Raw genomic sequence first — 23,896 nt, 5'->3', positions numbered from 1 at the left:
CCAACGGCTCGCCGGTCATCACAATAATGGATAGCAAACGCTACGAAACCCGCTTCCGGTAGTCCTCGATAAGCTCGGTCACCGTTTGCTCCGTGAATTCCCACTCGTCAATGCCGGGACCGTCCCAGCACTCGCATATGTCGTACGCGTCTATCATCTCCCCGCCATCAACCGATATGCTCAAATGCTCGACAGTACGCATCGGCTCCGCCGTCTGCTCGCCTATGAAACTAACCAGCCCGGCGACATCGTCAAACGACCGTTCGAAGTAATCGCAATCAGCCGGACTTATGTCGCACTCCCTGTCGCTCGCATTTATGTAAATCTTGATGCTTATCATTTCGTCCTCTCCTTATCGTCGCTACACAAAGCGCTCTCGCCTGCTGCTCCTCCTCGCATCCCGCTCATCGTCTGCCCACCAAGCGTCTCGTGCGGCGTCATCATCGCCAAAGTCCGGCTCATACTCCGCGACAATCCAAGCACTCCCGTCGCCCGGCGCGTATATGCTGCCGACGACACGGTCCTCGCATTCCTCGAAATACACCATGAACTCCAAGTCAGGACGCTGCTCCACGAGCTCCTGTATCTCGTCCTCCGCGATATTCCAGCGGGTCTCCACCGTGTAGTTCCACTTACCGTCCGACCCGCCGATACCCTGTACCTGCGGGCGGTCGAGGCGAGCCTCCAAGAACTCCTTGACAAACTCCGCTTCCTCCCGCGTCCTAACCTCCACCTGATTCCAAGCCCAGTTCGGCATGCTTACTCCTCTCCGTCCATCAACTCGCCCAGCGCGCCGTCAAAGACCTCCGCGCCGCTTGCCTTCGCCGACATATCAACACTTGTGTATATCTCCATCGTTATGGCGCTCGTCTGGTGCCCGGCGAGCGCCTGGGCAACAGACGGGTGAACGCCCGAGCGGGCGAGCGCCGTCAAATACCCGTGCCGCAAGTCGTGCTCCGTATAGCCTTCCATCCCAAACCTATCACGATGGTTAGCCCACCAGCAGGTCTGACTCCCCGGACCGACGGGGCGTCCCATCTCGTCACAGCATACAAACACATCGCCCAGCTCCGGCATCTCGTCCAGCATTCCGCCCCGGACGGCGCGGCGAAGCCCCTTTTTGACAACCTTTTGTCTCTCCCGCAGCTTCTCCGCCAAGGTCGCCGGCATCGGCAGGTCCCGGCGGCTGCTCTCCGTCTTCGTCGATGTTAGCACGCAATTCGGCGCCAGGTTATGACGGATATGGACAATACTCTCGTCGAAGTCAATATCCTGCCAGCGGAGTGCCAACGCCTCCCCGCGACGGACGCCCAGCAAGCACTGCAAGATGATGGCCATCTCGTGCGCGTTAGAGACATCCATCTCATCGACCAGGTCCGCGAGCTGCTTCATCGTCGGCGCTTCCCGCTTCTCGATTTTACCGCTGGGGCGCTTGATACCGTCCAGCGGCGAGCGGGTGATAATACCAGCGCGCACAGCGTCCATCATAATGGAGGACAGGTAGGTGTATAGCGACGATACATAGGACGCTTTACATGGTTTAGGTTTGGTATTCGACCTGACTCCTCTCACCAGCAACTCGTTCATCTTTGATTCGACGAGCTCGCTCGTCATGCCGCTCATTTTGACAGACTCGCCGAAGATTTTGACGAGGGTCGCCACCACGCTCCGGCGGTTATTGTAGGTGCTCTCCTTCAGCAACGGGCGCCGGCGCTCGAGGTAATTCCGGGCGTAGTCAGCGAAAGTCGTGTCCCTTTTGCTGATACCAAGACATTCGCATTCGAAGCGGACTGCCTCCTCCTTCGCCTCCGAGTAGGTCATATCCCTAACCCGCTTGCTACGCTGTATGCGCCGACCATACTCGTCGGTCCCGCAGGACACAAAAATGCGCCATTTCCGGCATTTGCTCCGGGACTTGCCTTTTTCGGTAGGTGATATCGTCGCCATGCTCACTCCTCTTTGACATTGCCTTCGTCCTCCTGTATTATATACCAATGTAATACATTAAGCAAGCATTCGATGACAATAAACTCGCCGGCGGCGATACCGCGCGGGCATAAATACCTTTAATTAACCTACAAGGTAAACCCCTTTAATAAACCCCTTTAAACCCCTTTATAAACCCCCTTTATCCCCGTTTCAAAGGACGGATTATCCGAAAAGAAAAGAAAAGAAACCGAAACCAGAAACAACATCACACCCGACTCTCTGTATCCTGCCCGCGCGTATATGTAGCTCGATTTTTAGGGCTGGCGAGAGGAAGAAGTAGATGTATTAGCAAGCACACAGCCGTCGATACTCTCCATATCCGGCAACATACTGACGAGAGCCCCGAGCCGATGGAATTATTTCCATCATAGATAACACAATATATGCTCGTGCTCGCCCTCTCCGCTGCCGGCGCTCCACCAGTCCGCGAGCACCAGGCGCGGGCGGGACATATACATCAGTCTCGTCATCTCGTAGTCAAACACATCACAGCCTCCGACGGTCGAGGAGGTGCCGGTGATAAACAGCGTCCAAACACTACCCCGAAAGAAACCTGAAAGAAACCTTAAACAAGAAAGCCCAGGTCAAACCCTATAAAAATTATTTTTGTCGGGGATTTTTCAGGTATGCCGGTTATTACCAAAATTCGCCGAAACTTGTATATGTAAGCGCGAGGAAGAGGAACCTCGCAAACACGAAAGGAACGGAACCATGAAGTACGAAATCACACACACCTGCGGATGCACGGAGACCATCGAGCTCTACGGACCTGGCAGCAAGCGCGAGTACATCATCAAGCAGGAGGAGTCCTGCGAGTGCCTGGACTGCTTCGAGGCTCGTCATCACCTGCCGGAGCTCGAGGGCAGCGAGAAGCAAATCGCCTGGGCACGCGACATCCGCCGCGGAATGGTAAGCGACAGCAACGCTGACAAAGCCATCGCCATCACCAGCGCCAAGGCGTGGATTGATGGACGCGACCGTGGTTTTGACAGCATCTACAAGCAGGCGACGATGACGGACGACGAGCGCGCGGCAGTCGCCAGGAAAAAAGAAGAAGCCGCCGCCCGCGCCTGTGCCTTACTGCTCGGGTGCTAAACCTGAAAGAAACCTGAAAGCAATCAAAGGCAAGAAAGACCAGGTCAAGAGCAATATTTAATAAAACTGTCGGGGAAATCGCAAGCAAGTAAATATCAAGCGAAATCCACCTAAACTTAAAAATGTAAGCGCGAGAGAGAAGGAACCTCGCAAACACGAAAGGAAATAAAAAATGAAGAACTACGACACCATCTACATCAGCACATACATCAAGGACATCGTCCGCAACATCGTGCCTGACATCTACCACAGCGCCGGCGTCTACGACTACGCTTGGACCGACGCACCGATGACCGTCGTCCTCAACCGGCGCTCGGGCGAGTGGAGGACCGCAGAGGAACAAGACGACTACTGCTTCGACACGGAAGGGTATTTCAACATCGACGAAGCCATCCGGACGGCGAACGAGGAGCACTGGGACCCAGAAGACCTCGAGCGCGAGCTCGCGAACTACATCTGCCGCGCCGTCTATGATATGGACCTCCCGGACTGGAGGGAAGACATTTATGACTTCATCGCCCGCGAGCAGGACGAGGAAGTCGCATACGATGACAGCGACCTCGCCGGGGCTATCCGCCGCGAGCTCGACTACGCAGAGGACGACGAGGAGACAGAAACCGCGGAGAGCGGAATCAACATCACCGACGAGTATATCAACGATATCGTCCGCAACATCATGTACGACATCGAGGAGCTCGGCGAATGCGTCTGGGGATTTGATAGCACCAACAACCAGACGCTCGTCATCGACACGGAGACCGGAGAGTGGCAGCTTGCCGGCGACAATGACCTATATCGCAACGAGACCGACACAGACATCGACCTCTCCGAGGCTATCAGCACGGCAACCGACGGTGCCTGCGACCGCGAGGACTTCGAGCAGGCTCTCGCACACGCCATCCGCCGCGAGCTCGAGCGCCTGTAAGCACCAGCACCAGCACGGAAGGAAGAACCATGAACAGCAATGACTACGCAACCATCGCCAGCAACCTCCGCTCGGCACGCAAGACAGTCGGTCTATCAATCCCCTCGGCAGCATACAAGACTGGACTGACACCTGATGACATCTACCGCTATGAAAACGGTATCACGCCGCCGAGCGTCGAAGCGTTCAACAAGCTCTTCCGTCTCTATAACAGCTACTACACCAAGTTCATCTTCGCCCCGAGCGGGCGCAAGGAAAGGAGCGTCATCACAGCATAACAACCTCCTCTGACCGGCAGGAGGCTAAACGCGCCGGAGATTCTACCAGCCAGCTCGCACACGGTAAGTGAAATAACGACAAGGTAAGCAACAGCAAAGAACAGGAGTCAAGGTAATGACATAGCAGCGAGCGTTAGCCATCCAAGGAGTGATAAAAATGGCTAACACTCACGACCTCTTTAACCCCTGCTTCTATCCGCGCATTAAGCCCGCGCGCATTCTCTCCCGTCATACCGGCGGCTACTACCACTCGATGTCGGAGGCTCCCTTCGGAAAGTTTCTCGGCGACCACGGCAGACTCCATCTCGATTACGACACGGACACCGTAGAGTATGCCTACGACCCTTCCATTCCCGTATCCTCTCCGCGGTATACGCCGGACTTTAATATGTATTACGGTAAGGACGCGAGCGGCAACATCATCGCCGACCTCGTCGACATCAAAGCAAAGGGACCTGACGCTGACCACAAAGTTCAGCAGCTTGCCGTCGACGTCCAGGCGGGAATCCTCGGCAATATCCACGACTACAAGCGCGCGAACAAGTCCATCTACCCGCGCGCATTTATCATCGCAACAGCGTCCCGTCTGTATTACTACGACACCACCACCGACGACCCGGACGGCGTTCCCGCGCGCATATACAAGTGCCCCTCATGCGGCAAAGTGGAAATACTACCAGCACACCGTCTCGTCTGTACGAAATGCGGGCATGCATATGACATCGACGACCAGTTCTGCTCGCCAGCAGAGGCGATGGTCCAGTATGCCCGGCGCGACGCTACGCGAACAGAACTGACCGACAAGTATCGCGCCCGCTTCGTCCAGCGCTGCAGGGAGTACAACATCGACGCATATGACCTGTCTAACCGCAAGCTCGCCGTCGAGCAGAAACTGCTCCGCATCGAGCTCCCTGAATTCCCGTCGCAATACTACGAATCAGATTTTGCTTACATCTCGCAGGACAGGTCCTGCCGGAGCTACAACAACACCCCGCAGCTCCAAACCCACATCGGTATCTTTACCGACCCCGAGCGCGACGAGGAGCTCATCCAGGCGCTCGTCCGGCACGCGGCGGACAAAGAGACACCCATCGACGCGTTCGTCTTTTTGACACCAAAAGGGATGTTCATCACGGAGCGCCTTCACGGAGCGACTATGCGCCCGGCGCATTTCCACACCTGTAAGAAATGCAAGAAGGGATTCATCGCAAGCGACGAGCACCCTGACTGCCCTCACTGTCACTAACTTGCCGACAAAAAAAACGAAGGGAATGATAAAAATGACGAAGAAGAACGAAGAGCTGGCGCAATTTACATGGCTGGAGACCTACACCAACGCTCTCGAGAGCCTGCCGTCGACGACAGATAAAGCAATGCTCGCCCTCGCCATCGTCGAGTATGGCGCGCTCGGGAAGGAGCCGAAGTTCGTCGACACCAAGACCTTCCCTGCCATCGCATTCAAGGCGATATTCGAGGCTTGCCGCTGGAACATCGACGAAGGACGCGGGCGCTATCTCAAAGGCAAGTCCGGCAGCGGGTGGGGGCGCCGCCCAGAGGGCGAGCCGAAGGGCGACTACTACGCGCGCAAGTTCCACCAATTCCACGACGCTGGCGACGAGAAGAACGCGCGGACAGCATACGAGAAGGCGCTCGAGCATGGAGTATCCCCCGAGGACTACGAGCAAGCACAAGTCCCTGATGATGGATACGATTATTCGTCCGAACCGCGTGATACTCCACCAGCATTCTCATTCTGCGACCTCGACGTAGATATCAGCCGCGACCTCGGCGCGCTGTAAGACCACTACCACCCAAAACGCGAAGGAGACCAAAATGAAAATCCGGATAGACACAGAGTTGGACATCGACTACACCGACTTCGACAACCTGGAAGCGGCTCTCTCCCAAGAACTCCCTGTCATCGTCGACAGGACATGCGGCACAAACGCGACAGCCTTCCTCCGCGCATTCGCAACCTACAATGCCTGCCTGGAAGCCGCCGGCGTCATCACAGAGTCCGCCCCCGTCATCATCAGCGAAATCGAGGACGAGGAGGTGGAATAGCGATGGGACGCATAAAACAGGAGGACATCATGACGCAAGCAGACGCGGAGGCACGAGCTGCCGAGAGCGCAGTCTCGCTCGCTCTCGGTTATTTCGACCGGGAGAGCGGTATGACTAACTACCGCAACATCATCAAGTTATACAGCACCTGCCTCTCCTACACCTTCGAGCACTTCGTCCGCGAGCACTACCTCGTCGCAAGAATCGGCGGGAAAGCAACACAGGTGCCCGCGCTGTTTCTCAACGGCAGGGATGTATTCCTCGAGGCGCCACTACACTGGCTCGTCGTCTATTCCAACATCATCGACACCGGCGAGGCGATAGACGCGGGAGTGGAGTCAATGCTGGACGCTCTCGCAGCTGGGGTGCCTCTCGAAGATATACTCGCATAGCACATAAGCAAAAAGACACGACACGAAGAGCCCCCGTGAGGGGGCTCTTCTCTTTGCAAAAATATTTCCAAATAATTTTATATATTTCCATTTTATGCCCTCAATTCGCTGAAACTTTATGACAGGCGGCGGAGTTTCTTCTTTCCTTTCGTATCTCCGCCGCTTCTCTTTCTTCTCCGGGGTGATACACATGCATATCGCAAGCAACGCAGAGCAGATGCGCATCGCAAAGACCGACGCGGCACGCTCCTATCTCAACGATGTCGTCCGACTCCATAAGCGTGCCGAGCAGGCGCAGACAGAATACCGTCTCGCCGTCGAGCACGCAGGCGGGGTCTCTGGTATCGACTACGCGCGTGACAAGGTGATGACAAGCGTTTCTCCTGACGCTATCCCCAACGCGATAATCAAATATGATGACCTGCTTGACACCGCTATCCAGCTAACAGCAATAGCGGAGGAAGCGGTCGATACGGCGCTGAATCTCATCAGCGGCTTAAGCTTCGAGGAAGCATCCGTGCTTCGCATGAGATACATCCTTGGTCTTACCGTTAAAGAGATAGCGACGGGCTTGTATATGTCGGAGCGCACCGCCGCACGGCGAATCAACGACGGGCTGGCGAACCTATATGACGCTGGACTCCCAGCGGAGTATCGCATAAACAGGGAGCGCGCGGCATAGCACGGCAACTTGGCGGTCCGTGGCAGTATCTGCCGCCTCTGTTTCTCCTATACATTAAATTGACATTTCATGTCAAAGAGGCGAGGCGGTGCTTTCGCCGCTTCTTTTACTCTGGACACACGCTGCTCAACAGCGTGATGTCATCAATATTAACCATCATGCGCAACGAAACCATCGCCTCAAAGTCTCTTTATCTCAAACAAGACACGGAGGAGAAGCATATGAACGGACTCGACATAATGGTCTCGCAGCTGACAAGCGTCGGCGCACCGGGCGGCATTCCCGTCGATACCAGCAATCCCTGGCTGATGTTCCTCGGCGGACTCCTGCTTCTCCTAATATGCGCGGGAGGCGGCGCCGCATCAAAGAAGTCAAGCAGCGGCAACAATAAGAAATACAAGCCGGACGAGGTGGAGCGCAGCGCGGACGGCGACACCGTGCGATACAAGCTGAAAGCGACTGGGGAGGTCCTCTTCGAGGGGACTCGCATCGACGCGCTCAAGTGGAAGCGCGAGAATGTGGAAACCATCAGCAAATTCAAGGAGAAATAGATGAGGCACCAAGTATTCGCCATCGTATGCTTCGCCGGCTGCTGGCTCTCCATCGCCGCTGCCGTCATCTGCTCGACGATATAGGCGACACACCAGGAGGCACCATGGCGCGGAAGATTACGCAGAGCACGCGCGTCAAGCGCCTGCTGTATCGCATACCGGCAGAACGCAAGGAGGAGGCGACACGCCTCGCTGAGGAGCTTATCTACATGGAGGACAAGATAAGCAACGCGAAGCAGCTCATCGGGTCGACCGGAGTCGCCATCTCCTATAACAATGGCGGCGGGCAGGCGGGCATCCGCGAGAACCCGGCGCTCGTCGCATACCAGAAGCTCTGGAAGACATACCTCGCAACACAGGAGCGGTTAGACGCTATGCGCGAGCCCGAGCGGCAGGCAAACGGCTTCCCGAGCTGGCTCGTATAGCAAAACCAAAACCACAAACATCAACACGACCCGCTGGCAACGGCGGGTCTTTTCATTTGTTGAGGAGAAACATATGACAATGACGCCGAGGCTCAAAGTTGAGAGCATTCCAACAGACGCTCTCGTCCCTTACGCAGGTAACGCGAAGGAGCACCCGGAATGGCAGGTCGACCAGATATGCAACTCCATCGAGGAGTTCGGCTTCGACGACCCCATCGCCGTCTGGACTAACGAGGACGGAGAGACGGTCATCGTCGAAGGACACGGACGACTGCTCGCCGCCCGGCAACTTGGTATTGACACCGTTCCCTGCATCCGTCTCGACCACCTTGATGACGAGGCTCGGCGGGCATACACGCTGGTTCATAACAAGCTGACGACCAACACGGGATACGACGAGGATATTCTCGCCGCCGAGCTCGAGGCTCTCGGTGACTTCGATATGGAGCAGTTCGGCTTCGGCGCTGGCGAGACGCTCGAGGACTATGAAGCGGTTGACGAGGACACGCCTCCCGAGCCTGACTATGACGAACCGACGACGGCACAGCCCGGGCAGGTCTGGCGACTCGGCGAGCATCGCTTGATGTGCGGCGACAGCACAAGGCAAGACGACGTGGACAAGCTCTTCGCCGGACGACTCGCCGACATGGTTCTCACCGACCCGCCGTACAATTGCGACTACGCAAGTAAGAACGAACATCTAAACAAGGCATACGGTGGCAATCGCATTGAGGTTGATATCGAGAACGACCTGATGACCGACGAGGCATTCCACAAGTTCCTCTCCTCGGTTTTTATACAAATTGACGCGCATTTGAAACCGGGCGGTGCGCTCTATGCTTGGTATGGCGGCGGCGATATCACCACCGCAAGCGTGATAGACGGCATACCATCTTTATATCGAGCACAGGAAATAACCTGGATAAAGAATAACATCGTCATCGGCAGGTGCGATTACCAAGCAAAGAGCGAGCCGTGCGTGTATGGCTGGAAGCTCGGCGAGGCACATTACTTCGCCCCGACGCGCAAAGAGACTAACATCATCGAGGACACAGACCTCAACAAGATGTCCCGCGGCGAGCTCATCGCCGAGATTCACCGCCTGCTCGAAGCCGGCATACAGACGGACGTCCTGCGATACAACAAGCCGCTGGTCAATGACCTCCACCCGACAATGAAACCAGTCAAGCTGTTCGCGCACCTGATACGCAATAGCAGCAAACCCGGCGAGGTCATCTATGACGCGTTTGGTGGCAGCGGCACGACACTCATCGCCGCCGAGCAGATGGGGCGGACGGCATACCTGATGGAGCTCGACCCCCACTACTGCGATGTCATCATCAAGCGTTGGGAGGAGCTGACGGGCGACACGGCGGAGGTCATAGAGGAGTAGGTCATGGACATATCTTTCGCTGACGCCTGCGCTATCGCCGCCGCCATTCTGTTCCTGCTCTGGACGCTCGGCGTCTTCGATGATGACGACGAGCAGGACAGGAAGAAAGACAAGAAGAAATAAGGGAGCAGACTCATGGGCAACCGGGGCAGCGATAGCAAGCGGCGAGCGTTGAAGCGCCGGCTGGAGCAGGTCGAGGACACCTGCTGGTTATGCGGCTATGCTCTCGTGCCGGACGCGGAGCCGATGACTGACTACGCGACCGAGGTCGATGAGGAGGTTCCCGCTTCCCTCGGCGGCGATGTATATGGAGTCTATACGCCGTGCCATCTGGTCCACCGCGTCTGCAACAACGAGAAAAGCGGACGGATTCTCCCGCAGTATGGTCTCGCCGAATGGTTCGAGGAGAACCATATGACAAGAGAGAGCTATCAGCCGAGGGAGTTGCCGTCTTTTTGGTGCTGATGGGTGGGGGTAGCCCCCTCCCTGTCCCCCTTGGGGGACCGGCGGCGGGGGTCTTTTTCTCCCCGCTCTATAAAAAGAATTTACCGAGTAAAAAGGGGGTGGTCCCCATCGCAAAGAGAGGACGCCCCGCGGCGACCTGGACCAAGAAGGACGTCGATATGTTCAAGAGAATGTGCTCCCGCTTCGGGACACGGGACGGCATAGCGGCGATATTCGGCATCTCGCCGAAGACACTCAACAAGCTCATCAACGAGCACCTACACGACGAAATCAAACCTGACGACGACAGCCCCCTCACCTTTGAGGAGGCGTTCGCCGTCTATTCAGAGGCAGGACGGCAGGCATTACGGGAGGCACAATTCGAGAAGGCGCTCTCCGGCAATTCGACAATGTTGATATGGCTGGGCAAGCAATACCTCGGGCAGAACGACAACAAGGACATCGCCGTCTCTGTCGAGGACGACGGCAGCAACGAGGACGAGGAGGCACCGCTATATGACATCGCTCTCCGATTCCTCAACGCTAAAAAGCCTGGAAGAACTGGCACTGAAATGCCCGCCGAGGATTAGGAACGTCGCGGTCGGCGCGAGCATAGAGGAGGCTCGCATATGCCTCGAACTCGCTAACGCTTACTGCGGGGTCGTGCTGCTCGACTGGCAGGAGGACATTATCCTCTGCTGGCTGGCAAAGCGCGATGACGGACTATACGCCCACTCGATGTGCTGCTTACAGGTTCCAAGACAGAATGGCAAGTCGAAGGCGATTCTCGTCGCTCGCATCCTCATCGGCTTAATTATCTACGGAGAGACCATTCGCTTCTCCTCCCACATCGTCGATACGATGACGGACGTCTTCGACATCGTCATGGAGATATTCGGCGACACCAGAAACAACAATACTGACTTTCCTTACCCAGAGCTCGCGAAGCTCGTCAAGCGTCGAAACTATGCGAACGGGCACCTCAAATTGGAGATGAAGAACGGCGGCTCCTGCTCGTTCGTCGCTCGCTCGAAAGGCAACACGCGCGGCAAGACGGTCGACGTGAACATCATCGACGAGGCACAATACCTGACCTTCCGGCAGCAAGCTGACATCGCTCCGTCCCAGTCAGCGGCGAAGTTGGGCAACCCCCAGACCATATACGCATTCACCCCGCCGGACTACGAGGACGCTCCCGGCGAGGTCATCAGTGAAATCAGACGGAGCGTCATCAAGAGCCCACGACCCTCGACTTGCTGGCACGAATGGGGAGTCGAAGAGATAGGCGACATCTACGACAAAACCAGATGGTATGCGACTAACCCCATGCTCGGCTTCACGCTCTCCGCTCGATACATCGAGGAGCAGGAGCTCTACTCGATGGGCGAGGAGAAATTCGCCCGCGAACGGCTTGGCTGGTGGGCTGGCAAGGCGACGGAGGACGCTATCAGCAAGTCCGGCTGGCTGGACACTCGCATCGCAAGCGTCAAGGAAATCCCAACAGACTTTGACAAGATGTGCGTCGGTGTCAAGTTCGCCCCAGGCGGCTCGGCGGTCGCCATCACGACGGCGACGCTGGCAGGCGATGAGGCTTACGGCGCGCTAATTAAATACGAAACCAAGGAGACGGCGACGGGCATCGAATGGCTTGTCAATGACATATACAGGCAGAAGGACAAGGTGGCGCTCGTCGCTATCGACGGCAAGAGTGGCGCGGAGGACTTGAAAAACAGGCTCATCAAGCGGGGCATGAGCAAGAAAGCGCTCACCGTAATGACCACAGCGGAGGTTGTGGCGGCTGCGACGATGCTCAACTCCTACATCGACGAGAACAAATTCAAGCATGTGGAAGACCCGTGCTTGGACAAGTCGGCGATGACCTCCAAGAAACGAAAGATAGGACAGGACGGCTACGGGTTCGGAGGGGGCGAAGAGCTTCCCGTCGAGGCTATGGCTGCTGCTCATTGGGCTGTCCGTACAACTAAACGAAATCCGGGACGACCGAAGGGGTTCTCGCATGGTTAATATCACAGACTACATTCGCTTTCCTTTTATGACTGACTACGAGTCGAGGCTCCTCATCGCATGCGTCGATAAATGGAGGTCGGTCGCTGCTCGCAACGACGAGCTCACTGAACGCTATGACGGGAACTTCAAGGTGAAGAACCTCGGCATAGCAATCCCGCCCGAGGTGGCGAAGTTAATCAACATGCCGCTCATGATGTGGTCCCAGCAAGCGGTCGACCGTGTCGTCAACGGCAGCGTCATCGACGGCTACAAATTCTCCGGGAGCGCGCCCAGCGGCTTCCTGGAGGCGATGGACAGGAATCACTTCATAGAGAAGTATGACGAGACGCTTCCCTCGCTGGGGACGCACGGCGTCGCATTCGCTACGGCGACGAAGGGGACTGATGGAGAACCAGACTTCGTCATATCGACCTACGATGCTAACCACGCTGGCGTCCTGTGGGACTATCGTCAAGACCGCGAGCTATGCGGCATAGTCATCGTAGATATCGACGTGACCACCGATGTGCTGGTGCCGACCGTGGTTAACTTCCATACCCCGTGCGGGGATATCGTCGAGGTGGACGCGACGGGCGACACCGTGAAGACCAGGCGCATCAAATGCGGGACGGGGCGTCCATGCATAGTCGCATTCAGGAACAACCCCGACAAACGGCACCCGCTCGGCAAGTCGATGATAACCAAAGCTATCAAGGACATCGAGGACGAGGCGAACAGGACTGCCCTCCGGCTCGTCGTAGCGAGCGAGGTATACACTTACCCGACTAAATACATATCAGGGGCGAACGAGGACGTGCTCGGCGCTGACGCAAAGGTAGCGCTGAACAAGTGGCTCGCCCTCCCGCCTATCGACGAGGACGGCAACATTCCAACGGTCGGGCAGCTGAACGGGCAAGACCTCCAGCCGCTCATCAACTACGAGCGGCAGCTGGCGAACCAGTTCGCAGCGGAGGCGAGCATTCCCATTCACTCGCTGCTCTATACGGAAGCAAATCCGGCGAGCGCGGAGGCGATGGACGCTTCACGGCATGACCTTGTTGAAAAAATCGACAGGCTGAACCGCTTGGCTGGGGCGACCATAAAGAAGCTTGCCTTGCTATGCATGAGCATTCAGCAGGAGGTTCCCGTCGAGCTGCTCGGCGATACCGAGAGGACGTTCTCTGTTCAGTGGAAGAACCCGACATTGCCCTCTCTCGCAGCATCTGCTGATGCTGCCCAAAAGCTGGCTTCCACCGTCGAGGGCTTCGCTGGCACGCCAACTTACTGGCATATGCTCGGCTATAACGATTCCCAGATAACGGACATCATGGCAGAAATCAAAGAGAACAAGGAGCGGGGCGGCGACAGGCTGCCGGCTGGCTTCGTCGGCTAACGACACAAGACTCAACAGCATATAGATGACTCGAGCGCCTCCGGGCGCTCTTTTCATATCTACGCAGGACGGCGAGCGGTCAATCGCCGGGGAAAACGGGGCGCATTCGGCGGCGGAGCTGGCGCCCCTTTCTTACGCCCGTACGGGCGGAAAGGCAGGCAGAGATGGAAGAGACGACACAGGCAACGACTGAATCGACTGGAGCGGAGACAACGCCCCAGGCGGAGCAGGGCAAGACCTACACGCAGGAGGAGCACCAACGACTGCTGGACGCAGCAATCAAGGAACGGCTCGCCCGCGAGAAGAAGAAGTTCGCTGACTACGACGAGCTCCGCGCGAAGGCGGAGAAGCTCGACGAGATAGAGGACGCGAACAAGACGGACTTGCAGAAAGCAACGGAGCGTATAGCCGAACTGGAATCCCAGATAGCGGCACGCAAAGCGGCTGATGAAAGAGCAGAGCTCGTCGCTCGCATAGCAGACGAGCACAAGGTGCCAACAGACTATCGCTGCTTCCTGACGGCGGACGACGAGGACGGGCTGACGGAGCAAGCCGCAAAGCTCGCCGAGAGGTTCGCCGAGCCCTCGCTCAACGAAGGGCAACCGCCCGCGGAAACCAGGACGAAGAAGACGAAAGGGCAAATCTTCGAGGACTTCTTCAACGGGCAACTGTAACCACAAAACTCACTAACGAAAGGCTATCAAAATGGCTACCAAAGTAGAACTGAACACTGATTCCTTCGGGCAGCTCCCCGAGGAGCTGTCCAGCGATATCATCGCGAAGACCGTCGAGGCTTCGGCATTCATGCAGCTGGCTCGTCAAATCTCCCTGCCGTCTAATGGCACGGCAATTCCGGTAATCACCGGCGAGCCCGAGGCAAAGTGGATAGGCGAGACGGAGAAGGCTCCCACCTCCGAGCACACCGGGACCTTGAAGCACATCCAGGCTTCGAAGATATCCGTCATCGAGGTATTCTCCAACGAGTTCCGCCGCGACCTTCCTGGTCTCTATGGCGAGCTCGCTCGTAGGCTTCCTTACTCTCTCTCCAAGAAATTCGACGAGACGGTCATCGGCACGGTTGAGAAGCCTAACAACAACTTCGATAACCTCTCCGGCTGCACCCGCGTGAACATCGCTGACAAGACTTACCAGTCGCTCGTCGACGCTGACACCGCTGTCGCTGTCGCTGGCTACATGGGCGACGGCTACGCTCTCGCTCCCCAGGCGAAGGGCATCCTGCTCTCTGCTGTGGACGGGAACAAGCGTCCGCTGTTCATCAACAACACCGCCGAGGGAGCCATCCCGATGATTCTCGGCAACAAGGCAGTCGTGGCTCGTGGCGTCTATGGCGCGGGCGATGAAACTCACGCCAACATCTGCGGCGTATTCGGCGACTGGACGAAGGCTATGTATGGAACCGTCGACGACATCAATGTCGAAATTGACAAGTCCGCGACCGTCAACGGCGTGAACCTGTTCGAGCAGGGCATGTTCGCCGTGAAGGTGACCGCCGAGCTCGGCTTCGCTATCGCTGACGAGGACGCATTCGTCGTGCTCACCGACGGCACTGACACGACGGCTGGCGCATAGGAATAACGAAAGCAGCGCGAATAGATGGGACCTCCTGCGGCTCGAATGCCTCTACGAGGTCCCACGTCGCGTTTTAAGCCCCCTTTAGGAGTAGAGACGATGATGTACGCGGAAATAACGGATTTAGAGGCTGGGTGGCGCGAGATGGACCCAGACGAGGTCTCACAGGCGGAAGAGCTGCTCATGCGGTCGTCGATATACCTCGACACGATAGTCGAGCAATACGGTATCGACACCGGCGAGAAGGCGGACGCCCTGCGGATAGTCTGCTGCGACCTGACACAGCGCCGGATGGAACACGCTACATCAGCTCGCATCGTATCAGAGACGATGACGACCGGAACCTATTCGGAGACCACCAACTACGGTGTCAAGGGCTCGTATTCATGGCGGCTCACTGACGAGGACAAGAGACTGCTCGGCATATCCAAGCGGAGCATGAGACTCCTCCCGATGTGGTAGGTGATGTCGATGATACACGGAGAGACAGTATTCGTGGACGGCACGGAGCCGGTCCTCGATGTCGTCGTCCAGGTCGGCGAGACCAACTCACAACAGAGCAACCTCGACGAGTATCAGGGGGCGATAGCGGACTACACCCTACACTTCCCGGCAACCTACGAGAACGACCTCACAGGCAGGCAGGTTCTCGTCCGGGGCATTCTATGCGATGTCCTTGGACACCCTGACCACCAGCGCCCGGAGCAGGTCTTCGGCAGGCGATGGCGCGGCAAGTGGGATATGCCCGTAAGGGTCCGGCGCATTATCGGCGTCCCGGCAGAGCACGCGCGCGTATATGCGAAGACAGTCCGGCGCGACCATACCGGTAGGCGCACGGAAGAGACCGTGACGCTATATGAGGGCTTACTGCAGGCTCGCAAGAGTTCAGGAGCAGAAGCGGATGAAGAAGGCGGAACGAATTCCCTTACGGGCTACGTGTTCGTCATGGACTGGCTGGACGCTCTAAACGACTACCAGACGCAGGAGCTGTTTGTCGACTATGACGGCAAGACCTACGACATAACGAGCGTCGAGAACAAGGACGAGAAGAACGAGACCGCGATATTGAGAGGTGAATTGCGTGGCTAACAAAGTAAGCTATGACGGCTTCCTCCGCGAATTTGACGCGATACTCACTGACTTCAAAAAGCAGGAACAGGAAGCGGTGAACGAAGAGGTTCGCAAGGCGGGACTACAAGCAAAAAAGCAACTACGGAGCGACACGCCGGAGGGCGCGGGACAATACCACGACTGGGGAGAATACCAACGGGGATTCTCCATGCATGCGGACAAGAGCGCGCTCGGCGACTTGACGATAACCATCGGCAATAAGAAGAAAGCAAGTCTCACTCACCTGCTCGAAGAGGGGCATGTCAATGCCAACGGCAAGGGGCGGGCACGAGCCTTTCCACACATCGCTCCCGCGGCTGAAACCGCTATGAAAGAGTTGAAGAGGAGGCTCGGCGATGGCTAACACAACACTCGACGATATCCTCGAAGAGCTGAACATGCCGACCTGCATCGGGTCCTGGCAGGAAGATGAAATCGTTCCCAACGAGCCATACCTCGAATACCACCGGCAAGACGCTGATGATGTCGCAGGTGATGACGGTATAGCGGCGAAGAGGGATATCTGGGAGCTCTCCCTGTATGGTAAGCAGAAAGACGCATTTGAATTCTGGGGCAAGATGAACGACCTGGAGGATGTGCTCGATGCTCGCCGCCTGTCCTATTCCCGGAGCGGGGACATCCTTTTCGATGACTGCATGTATTGCATCTACACGATGACGCTCCCGCGCTAAACCAACTCCCGAGCCACAAGGCGCGGTGAATATATAACTAACCAGCAGACCCCTCGAGGGTCTTTTCTTTTTAAGGAGACAACAATGGCTAACCTCTACAAGTATGGCTTCGCAGAGCTTCACGTCGCCTTCGCAACCGAGGAGGGCTACGAGACGCCCATCAGCATTCCCAATGTGCTGTCCCTGACGCTCGACCCGGAAGGCTCCTCCCAGGCGGTCTACGGCGATGACAGCAAAATTGCCGAAATTAACACCAACAACGGCTACACCGGCAGCGTGAACGCTGACGTCTTCCCGGACGACTTCCTCTGCGAAGCGCTCGGCTGGTACAAGGACAACAAAGGCAAGTATGTCGAGGTCGCCGACGGCAAGCCTCGCCACTTCGCTATGGCATATCGTATTCAGGGCGACGAGAAGAACCGCCGGACCTGGTGCTATGACTGCCTGCTCTCCCGTCCCTCCAAGACGGCGAACGGAGTCCAGGAGAACGTCGAGCCTGACACCGACACCCTGAACCTTACCGTGGTGCCGAAGCACTTCGCCGATATCGACAAAAAGGTCGTTTCGACTTGGTGCTATGAAGGCGACCAGGAGTACGCCGACTTCTACAAGACGGTCGTCCTCCCCGCAGCGGAGACCCCCACAACCCCCACTGAATAGGTGAATAAAAATGTATAGGGGCATCGTCTACGGGCGGGACCTCTGCATGGCTGGCTCTCCCTATGCTCTCCTCGCATTCAAGCGGGAGTTCGGGGAGAGCCTTCCCAATATCGCAAGGCTCGTTCAGCTTCGGTATGCGACGGCAGAGGAGATTGATATCCCGTCGCTGCTCGGCATCTGCTGGGCTATGTGCAAGTCATTCGACGACCACAACACCCCCGGCTTCGACCAATGGTATGCCGACTTCAACTTCAAGGGCGGCGAAATTCCTGACGATATCGGGGAGGCAGTGATAGCCCTCGACCAGATATGGACAGCGGTCGAGCAGGAGCTGATGGTCTACGAGCGCCCATGCCCGGACGCCGACAAGCAAGACGGAGCGGGCAGGGCGGGCAAACACGACTCAACAGAATGGGTCGAGTGGAAGAACATCCTCTCCCTCCTTCGGCTCGGCTTCTCCTTCGACGATATCAAGCACATGCCGATGAAGGACTTCATCGGCTACACGGACCTCATCGCAGCGGAGTATCCGGGCGGCAAACAACAGGACACCGTCGTCGAGGCGGACCAGGCGGCGATAGACCGTCTCTTCTTCTAACAACCTAACAAAGACAACAGCATCCGCGGGGCTCTACTCATTACATGACGAGTGGAGCCCCGCGGATTATTCACATAAGGAGCTCGCATGGCAGCAACCGTATACAAGGGGCTCACCATACAAATCGGCGCGGACACCACGAAACTGACCTCGGCTCTCCGGCAGGCTGGCAAGGCGGCGGAAGGGACTTACAAGGAGCTCCGGCAAATCAACGGAGCACTCAAAAACGACCCCACCAACGCGGACCTGCTGAAGAAGAAGCAGGAGCTGCTGACCCGGCAAATAGCGGCGTCGACAGAGAAGCTCGAAATCCTAAAAGAAACGATGTCGCAGGTATCCAAAGAGGACATCACGAGCGAGCAGTGGACGCAGCTGATATCGGATATATCCCGGACGGAGACGGGACTCTCCAAGTTGAAAGCCGAGCTCGCCGAGACGGCAAGGCAGGAGCATCTCGCAGCGAGCGGAGCCAATGCGCTGGGAGAGAAGCTCGACGCGGCTGGCGACAAGGCGCGGACTGCTGGCGAGAAGATTCAGGGAATCAGCGGCGGCGTGTCAAACATCGGTGGCGCTCTCACCGCTGCTGTGACCATGCCAATCGTGGCGGCAGGCGCGGCGACGGTTAAAGCGGCGACCGATATCGACAGCGGGCTCACGAGCGTGAAGAAGACGGTCGATGGAACCGAGGAGCAATACTCGCAGCTGAAGCAGGCGGCTATCGACTTTTCAAAGACCAACGCGGTATCAGCCGCACAGATGTTGGAAATCGACGCCCTTGGCGCGCAGCTGGGCTTCACCATCGACGAGCTCGAGCTGTTCGGGCAGGTTGCTTCCGGTCTCGACATAGCAACCGATATGGACGCCGAGATGGCGTCCACGGAGATGGCACAGTTCGCGAACATCACCAGAATGGCGCACGGGGATATCGAACGCTACGGCTCTGCTATCGTCAATATCGGAAACAATATGGCGACGACCGAGTCCAAGGTCTCCTCGATGTCGCAGCGCATAGCGGCAGCGGGCACTCAAACCAAGATGAGCCAAGCCGATATCCTCGGCTGGGCTGGCGCTATGTCCTCCCTCGGCATCGAAGCGGAGGCAGGCGGCACGGCGTTCTCCACGACGATATCAACTATTGACGCGGCGGTAGCGACCGGCGGCGAGAACCTGGAGAGGTTCGCCAAGATAGCCGGCAAGTCATCCGAGGAGTTCGCAGCCTCATGGAGAAGCAACTCCACGCAGGCATTCCAGGAGCTTCTCTCCGGCGTGGACAGCGCCGAAAACATGACGCTCGCCCTGGAGTCGATGGGCGTCGAGGGCATCCGGCAGAGCGATATCTTAAAGAGACTGGCGGGCAACACCGACCTGGTATCGGCCGCGTTGAAGACTGCTAACGACGGCTGGAACAAGAACTCGGCGCTTCAAAGTGAGGTCGATAACAGGAACCAGTCTCTCGCCTCGAAATTTGAGATATTGAAGAACAAGGTGACCGCCGTCGCCGACCAGGTTGGCGAACCTCTGGCGGACGCTCTCCTCGACGCGGTGGACGCGGCGGGACCGCTCGTTGAAATCGTCGAGAACGGCGCGGAAGCCTTCTCCAATATGTCGAAAGAGGAGCAGCAGACCGTCCTGAAGAACATCGCAATGGTCGCCTCACTGGGACCGCTGCTGACTATCCTCGGAAAAGTCGGCACGGTGGGCGGCGCGGCGGTTAAGGGCATAGGCAGCGCGACGGCGGCGTTCGGCGACTTCGCGAAAAAACTCGGCGAGGTCAAGGACGGCACGACAACGATGTCGAGTGCGTTCGGCGGACTGAAAGGCGGGCTAATCGGCATAGGAGTCGCAGCCGCGACAGCGGTCGCAGCGTTTGCTATCAGCAAGTGGATGGACTACAAGGACAAGCTCGAGAAGACGGAGAAAGCCGCCATGTCCTTCCGGGATATGGAGGCACAGGTCCGGGGCGAGCTCGATAACTCGCAGGACGCTCTCGGCACTGCCGGCGACGGGCTAAAAACCTATCAGGGAAACATCAACGACACCATAGGCAAGATAGACGAGCTCCGGGAGAACCAGGCAAAGTCCAACGACACCTTCATTAACTCCTTCAAGGACTTCACGGTCGACAAAGAAATGCTCGGCACATACCTCGACACCATCAGGGAGCTCGGGAACTCGGCGATACCGCTCACCGCCGAGCAGCAGGCACAGCTTACGCTGGCAGTAAGCGGATACAACGATATCACGGGCGACTCCTTGGAGATAATCGACAAGCAGAAGGGAGCGCTCTCAAAGAACACTGACGAGGTCATAGCGAACACTAATGCCTTCCTCGCACAGGCAGAAATAGAAATATATCAGGAGCGAATCAAAGACGCTATCAAAGAACGCATAACAGCGGAGGAGAACCTCGTCGATGCCCAGTCGGCACAGCAGCGGGCGCAGGAGTACCTGAACCAAGTCATGGAAGACGCCGCGCTCTACGGCGAAGGATACTATGGCGTGCTGATGACCGCGCAGATGGAGCTCGCAAAATGCGACCAAGCGGTTAAGGACGCGGAGGCGGGGCTTCGAAACGCTAATACTACCGTCAAAGACGGCACCGACAAAGTAGCCGAACTCACGCTCCAGCAGCAACAACTTCAAGGGGCAACCCAGCTGCTCACAGAGAAGTTCAATACCTTCGAGGGCGACACGAGAACGGCATTCGAGAACAGCGGTCTATCTATACAGGACTTCGCCCAGAAGCTCATCAATGCCGGCGTGAATACGCAAGTGCTGAAAGATATGTCGGAAGAGAACTTTCAGCAAATGTATGAGGAATGCAACGGCGATGTCGGGCTAATGATACAGAAGCTTCAAGAGGTCGATAAACAGCAGTTCCAGCAAAAATACCTCGAAATAACGACGAACGCCGACGATGTAAAAACAAAGATACAGAAGCTATATGACCTCTACTCACAAAGACTTGGTGCTCCATTCCTCGGACCGATAATGGTCCCTCAAAACGCCGCCGGCGGCATAGTCATTCCAAAGCACGCTGATGGTGGCATCATCGCCCACCCAACGCTCACCAAGGCTGGCTGGGTCGGCGAGGCAGGAGCGGAAGCAATCATACCGCTGACTAATGCGAAGTATGTAAGCCCGTTCGCCCGGGCAGTCGCCCAACAGATGACGGCGGGCAACACCGACAACAGCAGGACGCTCCAAATAATCATCGACGGCGACCTAATAGCAAACGACAACGAAGCGATGAGACAGGCGGCAATTGACTTTGCTGTCGAGGTAAATCGAAGGGCAGGGATGAACCGTGGCTAACTTGATACCGGACGGCGAGTACTACATTCTCAATGCCGCCACCAACATCGCTGGCTCTCCCCGCTGCATAGACATCAGCGGCTCGCAGCTGCTGAAAGAGAACGCGAAGGTTCAACTATATGACATGCTTCGCAACAACGCGCAGGCATTCCAGGTCCGCAATTCAGGCGGGAGGCTCATCATCACCTCCCGCCTCTACGGCAACCGCTTCGGTCCCATATCGTCAAGCTCGACGGCGGAGGTCAAGCTCAATGTAAGAGCGACGGGCGTCGAGACCAACATCAAATGGGAGGTCGGCGCGACGAGCACGACGGCAACCCACGGCGGCGTCTCCTACAACTGCTTCACCTTGAAGACCGGCGCATACTACCTATACGCGGCAGGCACGTCGAACGGCTCGGTCATAAGGATGTCCTCGAGCACGGGAACTAACTCCCAATGGTACTTTATCCCAATTGGTCAAATCGACGACGGCGGGCTCTACGAGATACGCTCCTCCCTCAAAACAGACATGGCTGTTGATGTAGAGGCGGCGGGGCAATACAACGGAACCAATGTCCGCATATGGACGGCTAACGGCACGAACGCCCAGAAGTTTCACATCAGCAAGAAATCGGGGGACATCTACACGATAAGAGACATCAGCTCGGGCAGATACCTCGATGTCGACAGCGCCCGGGCGCAGAACGGAACCAATGTCCAAATATGGGACGCTAACAGCACACGAGCACAAGACTGGCGGGTGCCCGAATACGGTAAGCAGACTATCGGCAGCACGGAAGGGAAGATAGTATCCTTCGGCTCGATGGTCTCCGGCAACGGCAACACCTACATGATGGACGTCCTCGCCGCGGGCACGACCATTGGAACCAACCTGCAGATATTCGAAGCGAACAACTCGCAGGCACAGCGCTTCGTCCTGCTCCCAACAACGGCAGAAGACTCCCATATGCCCGTCCCCCATTCCCTTGGTATAGCCGACGGCAGGGGCGGCGCGCAGAAGTCCTACGGATATACGACGGACGACGCCTATTTGAAATGGGGGTGCTCGGCTGCTTGGTGCTCCGACAACGGGGCTAACCACTACGAAATCAGGTATCGCACCCGCACGATGAACCCACTCACCTCCGCATGGAGGTCGTGGTCGGCTTGGACCGCATGGACGATACCTGCGATAGAGGCAACGGGACAGCGCGTGCTGGCATACGCGGAGGATATCCTCGACGAGTACCAATGGCAGGCGGCGAAGAACCAGCAAATCGAGCTGGAGCTCCGGAGCGTCGGAGCGGAAGAGCTGTCCCTCCTACACTCGAAGAGCCTCACCCAGACCATCAACATATACCGCAAGCCCGTCGTGGATATCACTCGGGCGGGCTGGACGCCCGGCGGAATACTGATGGAGTTCTCGACCGACTATCCCTACGGCATGACCTACCTCACCATCGACAGCATCAAATGCGACGGGACGGAAGTCCTTCGGGAACCCGTCGAGTTGTCGGGGCAGGGCACGACGCTCTCTGGCGTCATCAACAGGGACAAGTGCCTGTCATTCATAGCAGACGGGGCGGCGCTCGAAATCACCTACCGCACGGGATACGACCAGCAGCGGACATGCGACGGCACATACCACGACACCATCACGGCAACATATGACGCTGGCACGGTATCAGTCGAGCCTACATTCAAAGCGCAGGGGGCACACCTGTTCGCCTACGTTCCTCACCTCGGCGAGGAACGGCTGTGGGTGCTCCACAACAATGCGACGGTCGAATGCTCGGTCATCGACACGAGGACGGAGAACGGCAAGACATACACCGTCTTCGAAGTCCTATACCCGACCAACGGCGACGACTTCAAGGCCCACACGGAGGCGAGGAGTGCTGACGGCACGCAATGGGGAACGGATGTCTCCACGGCGCGCTTCCGGCATATCTCCTACGCATGGACGACCGACGACAGCACGATATACCTCCGCAAGTTCATCGACGAGCGACCGACCTATTCATATACGAGCTCGGCGAACTACCAGGCGGACAACCTCGACAGCAGGAAGTTCAGCTCGGTCTCGTTCAGCAGGACCAACTCGAACGACCTGATGGCATACGGCATTCTCATCAAAGACGACGATGACCCGGAGACCGTCGAAGACTTCGAGGGACTGACCGGCAAGCACGCGGTATTCAGGGACATATATGGCGGCATTCACAACGTGGCGGTCACCGGCGTGTCCATCAGCAGACATAGCCAATACGACGAGATAAACATCTCAATGATAGAAGAGACCATATAGGAG

Annotated in this window: 28 protein-coding genes; 25 read left to right on the top strand and 3 right to left on the bottom strand. The window is 57.1% G+C overall.

From position 1 onward, the window contains the following. Positions 1–40: 40 nt before the first annotated feature. Genes G7Y50_RS10050 through G7Y50_RS10040 form a run of 3 tightly spaced genes read right to left on the bottom strand, consistent with a single transcriptional unit; the run spans position 41 to position 1,947 of the window. Positions 41–340, bottom strand: coding sequence for a hypothetical protein (locus G7Y50_RS10050; RefSeq protein WP_165055082.1), 300 nt, complete (start codon positions 338–340; stop codon positions 41–43). A 21-nt stretch (positions 341–361) separates the two neighbouring features. Then, positions 362–757, bottom strand: a complete 396-nt coding sequence (locus G7Y50_RS10045; RefSeq protein WP_165055080.1) for a hypothetical protein — start codon at positions 755–757, stop codon at positions 362–364. 2 nt (positions 758–759) lie between these two features. Next, positions 760–1,947 carry a site-specific integrase gene (locus tag G7Y50_RS10040; protein WP_165055078.1) on the bottom strand — a complete coding sequence of 396 codons (1,188 nt, stop codon included), beginning with the start codon at positions 1,945–1,947 and terminating at the stop codon, positions 760–762. A 753-nt stretch (positions 1,948–2,700) separates the two neighbouring features. On the opposite strand from G7Y50_RS10040, the gene G7Y50_RS10035 reads away from it, so the two are divergent. The 25 genes from G7Y50_RS10035 to G7Y50_RS09915 all read left to right on the top strand — a co-directional run bounded on the left by G7Y50_RS10035 (position 2,701) and on the right by G7Y50_RS09915 (position 23,893). Continuing rightward, positions 2,701–3,084 (top strand): hypothetical protein, encoded by a 384-nt coding sequence (locus tag G7Y50_RS10035; RefSeq protein WP_165055076.1) that lies wholly within the window; start codon positions 2,701–2,703, stop codon positions 3,082–3,084. Between the two features lie 172 nt (positions 3,085–3,256). Beyond that, positions 3,257–4,009: a hypothetical protein gene (locus tag G7Y50_RS10030; protein WP_165055074.1), complete on the top strand. Its 753-nt coding sequence runs from the start codon at positions 3,257–3,259 to the stop codon at positions 4,007–4,009. A 29-nt stretch (positions 4,010–4,038) separates the two neighbouring features. Then, on the top strand, positions 4,039–4,287 hold the full coding sequence (locus tag G7Y50_RS10025) for a helix-turn-helix domain-containing protein (protein WP_165055072.1): 249 nt from the start codon (positions 4,039–4,041) through the stop codon (positions 4,285–4,287). 157 nt (positions 4,288–4,444) lie between these two features. After that, positions 4,445–5,533, top strand: a complete 1,089-nt coding sequence (locus G7Y50_RS10020) for a hypothetical protein (protein WP_165055070.1) — start codon at positions 4,445–4,447, stop codon at positions 5,531–5,533. Positions 5,534–5,567: 34 nt separating this feature from the next. Beyond that, positions 5,568–6,086 (top strand): hypothetical protein, encoded by a 519-nt coding sequence (locus G7Y50_RS10015; RefSeq protein WP_165055068.1) that lies wholly within the window; start codon positions 5,568–5,570, stop codon positions 6,084–6,086. A 34-nt stretch (positions 6,087–6,120) separates the two neighbouring features. Further along, positions 6,121–6,351, top strand: a complete 231-nt coding sequence (locus G7Y50_RS10010; protein WP_165055066.1) for a hypothetical protein — start codon at positions 6,121–6,123, stop codon at positions 6,349–6,351. 29 nt (positions 6,352–6,380) lie between these two features. Continuing rightward, positions 6,381–6,743 carry a hypothetical protein gene (locus G7Y50_RS10005; protein ID WP_165055064.1) on the top strand — a complete coding sequence of 121 codons (363 nt, stop codon included), beginning with the start codon at positions 6,381–6,383 and terminating at the stop codon, positions 6,741–6,743. Positions 6,744–6,861: 118 nt separating this feature from the next. Continuing rightward, on the top strand, positions 6,862–7,425 hold the full coding sequence (locus tag G7Y50_RS10000) for a sigma factor-like helix-turn-helix DNA-binding protein (RefSeq protein WP_165055063.1): 564 nt from the start codon (positions 6,862–6,864) through the stop codon (positions 7,423–7,425). Positions 7,426–7,646: 221 nt separating this feature from the next. After that, positions 7,647–7,976 (top strand): hypothetical protein, encoded by a 330-nt coding sequence (locus G7Y50_RS09995; RefSeq protein ID WP_165057051.1) that lies wholly within the window; start codon positions 7,647–7,649, stop codon positions 7,974–7,976. A gap of 104 nt (positions 7,977–8,080) precedes the next feature. After that, positions 8,081–8,401: a hypothetical protein gene (locus G7Y50_RS09990; protein WP_165043698.1), complete on the top strand. Its 321-nt coding sequence runs from the start codon at positions 8,081–8,083 to the stop codon at positions 8,399–8,401. Between the two features lie 73 nt (positions 8,402–8,474). Beyond that, positions 8,475–9,794 carry a site-specific DNA-methyltransferase gene (locus G7Y50_RS09985; RefSeq protein WP_165055059.1) on the top strand — a complete coding sequence of 440 codons (1,320 nt, stop codon included), beginning with the start codon at positions 8,475–8,477 and terminating at the stop codon, positions 9,792–9,794. A 135-nt stretch (positions 9,795–9,929) separates the two neighbouring features. Beyond that, on the top strand, positions 9,930–10,259 hold the full coding sequence (locus tag G7Y50_RS09980; RefSeq protein ID WP_165055057.1) for a hypothetical protein: 330 nt from the start codon (positions 9,930–9,932) through the stop codon (positions 10,257–10,259). Between the two features lie 158 nt (positions 10,260–10,417). After that, complete coding sequence (locus G7Y50_RS09975; protein WP_165055055.1) at positions 10,418–10,828, top strand: hypothetical protein; 411 nt, start codon at positions 10,418–10,420, stop codon at positions 10,826–10,828. Beyond that, positions 10,755–12,263, top strand: a complete 1,509-nt coding sequence (locus G7Y50_RS09970) for a hypothetical protein (RefSeq protein WP_165055053.1) — start codon at positions 10,755–10,757, stop codon at positions 12,261–12,263. The genes G7Y50_RS09975 and G7Y50_RS09970 overlap by 74 nt, the downstream gene beginning before the upstream one ends. Continuing rightward, positions 12,256–13,638, top strand: coding sequence for a phage portal protein (locus G7Y50_RS09965; protein ID WP_165057049.1), 1,383 nt, complete (start codon positions 12,256–12,258; stop codon positions 13,636–13,638). The genes G7Y50_RS09970 and G7Y50_RS09965 overlap by 8 nt, the downstream gene beginning before the upstream one ends. A 164-nt stretch (positions 13,639–13,802) precedes the next feature. Further along, entirely contained in the window at positions 13,803–14,312 is a 510-nt protein-coding gene (locus G7Y50_RS09960) for a DUF4355 domain-containing protein (RefSeq protein WP_165055049.1), read from the top strand. A 31-nt stretch (positions 14,313–14,343) separates the two neighbouring features. Beyond that, positions 14,344–15,228: a phage major capsid protein gene (locus tag G7Y50_RS09955; protein WP_165055047.1), complete on the top strand. Its 885-nt coding sequence runs from the start codon at positions 14,344–14,346 to the stop codon at positions 15,226–15,228. Between the two features lie 99 nt (positions 15,229–15,327). Beyond that, complete coding sequence (locus tag G7Y50_RS09950; RefSeq protein ID WP_165055045.1) at positions 15,328–15,690, top strand: hypothetical protein; 363 nt, start codon at positions 15,328–15,330, stop codon at positions 15,688–15,690. Between the two features lie 9 nt (positions 15,691–15,699). Next, positions 15,700–16,317 (top strand): head-tail adaptor protein, encoded by a 618-nt coding sequence (locus G7Y50_RS09945; RefSeq protein WP_165055043.1) that lies wholly within the window; start codon positions 15,700–15,702, stop codon positions 16,315–16,317. Beyond that, a complete protein-coding gene (locus G7Y50_RS09940) occupies positions 16,310–16,702 on the top strand; it encodes an HK97 gp10 family phage protein (protein ID WP_165055041.1) in 393 nt (130 codons plus the stop codon). The genes G7Y50_RS09945 and G7Y50_RS09940 overlap by 8 nt, the downstream gene beginning before the upstream one ends. Beyond that, positions 16,695–17,030, top strand: coding sequence for a hypothetical protein (locus tag G7Y50_RS09935; RefSeq protein WP_165055039.1), 336 nt, complete (start codon positions 16,695–16,697; stop codon positions 17,028–17,030). Before G7Y50_RS09940 ends, G7Y50_RS09935 begins: the two co-directional genes overlap by 8 nt. Before the next feature lie 84 nt (positions 17,031–17,114). Then, on the top strand, positions 17,115–17,690 hold the full coding sequence (locus G7Y50_RS09930; RefSeq protein WP_165055037.1) for a major tail protein: 576 nt from the start codon (positions 17,115–17,117) through the stop codon (positions 17,688–17,690). Positions 17,691–17,700: 10 nt separating this feature from the next. Then, entirely contained in the window at positions 17,701–18,288 is a 588-nt protein-coding gene (locus tag G7Y50_RS09925) for a hypothetical protein (protein WP_165055035.1), read from the top strand. Positions 18,289–18,375: 87 nt separating this feature from the next. Beyond that, positions 18,376–21,603, top strand: a complete 3,228-nt coding sequence (locus tag G7Y50_RS09920) for a phage tail tape measure protein (protein ID WP_165055033.1) — start codon at positions 18,376–18,378, stop codon at positions 21,601–21,603. Beyond that, complete coding sequence (locus G7Y50_RS09915; RefSeq protein ID WP_165055031.1) at positions 21,596–23,893, top strand: RICIN domain-containing protein; 2,298 nt, start codon at positions 21,596–21,598, stop codon at positions 23,891–23,893. Before G7Y50_RS09920 ends, G7Y50_RS09915 begins: the two co-directional genes overlap by 8 nt. Positions 23,894–23,896 lie beyond the last annotated feature (3 nt).

Origin of the sequence: Adlercreutzia sp. ZJ176 (assembly GCF_011038975.1) — a bacterium.
Classification (GTDB): domain Bacteria; phylum Actinomycetota; class Coriobacteriia; order Coriobacteriales; family Eggerthellaceae; genus CAAEEV01.
This window is presented reverse-complemented; position numbering and strand designations above follow the sequence as displayed.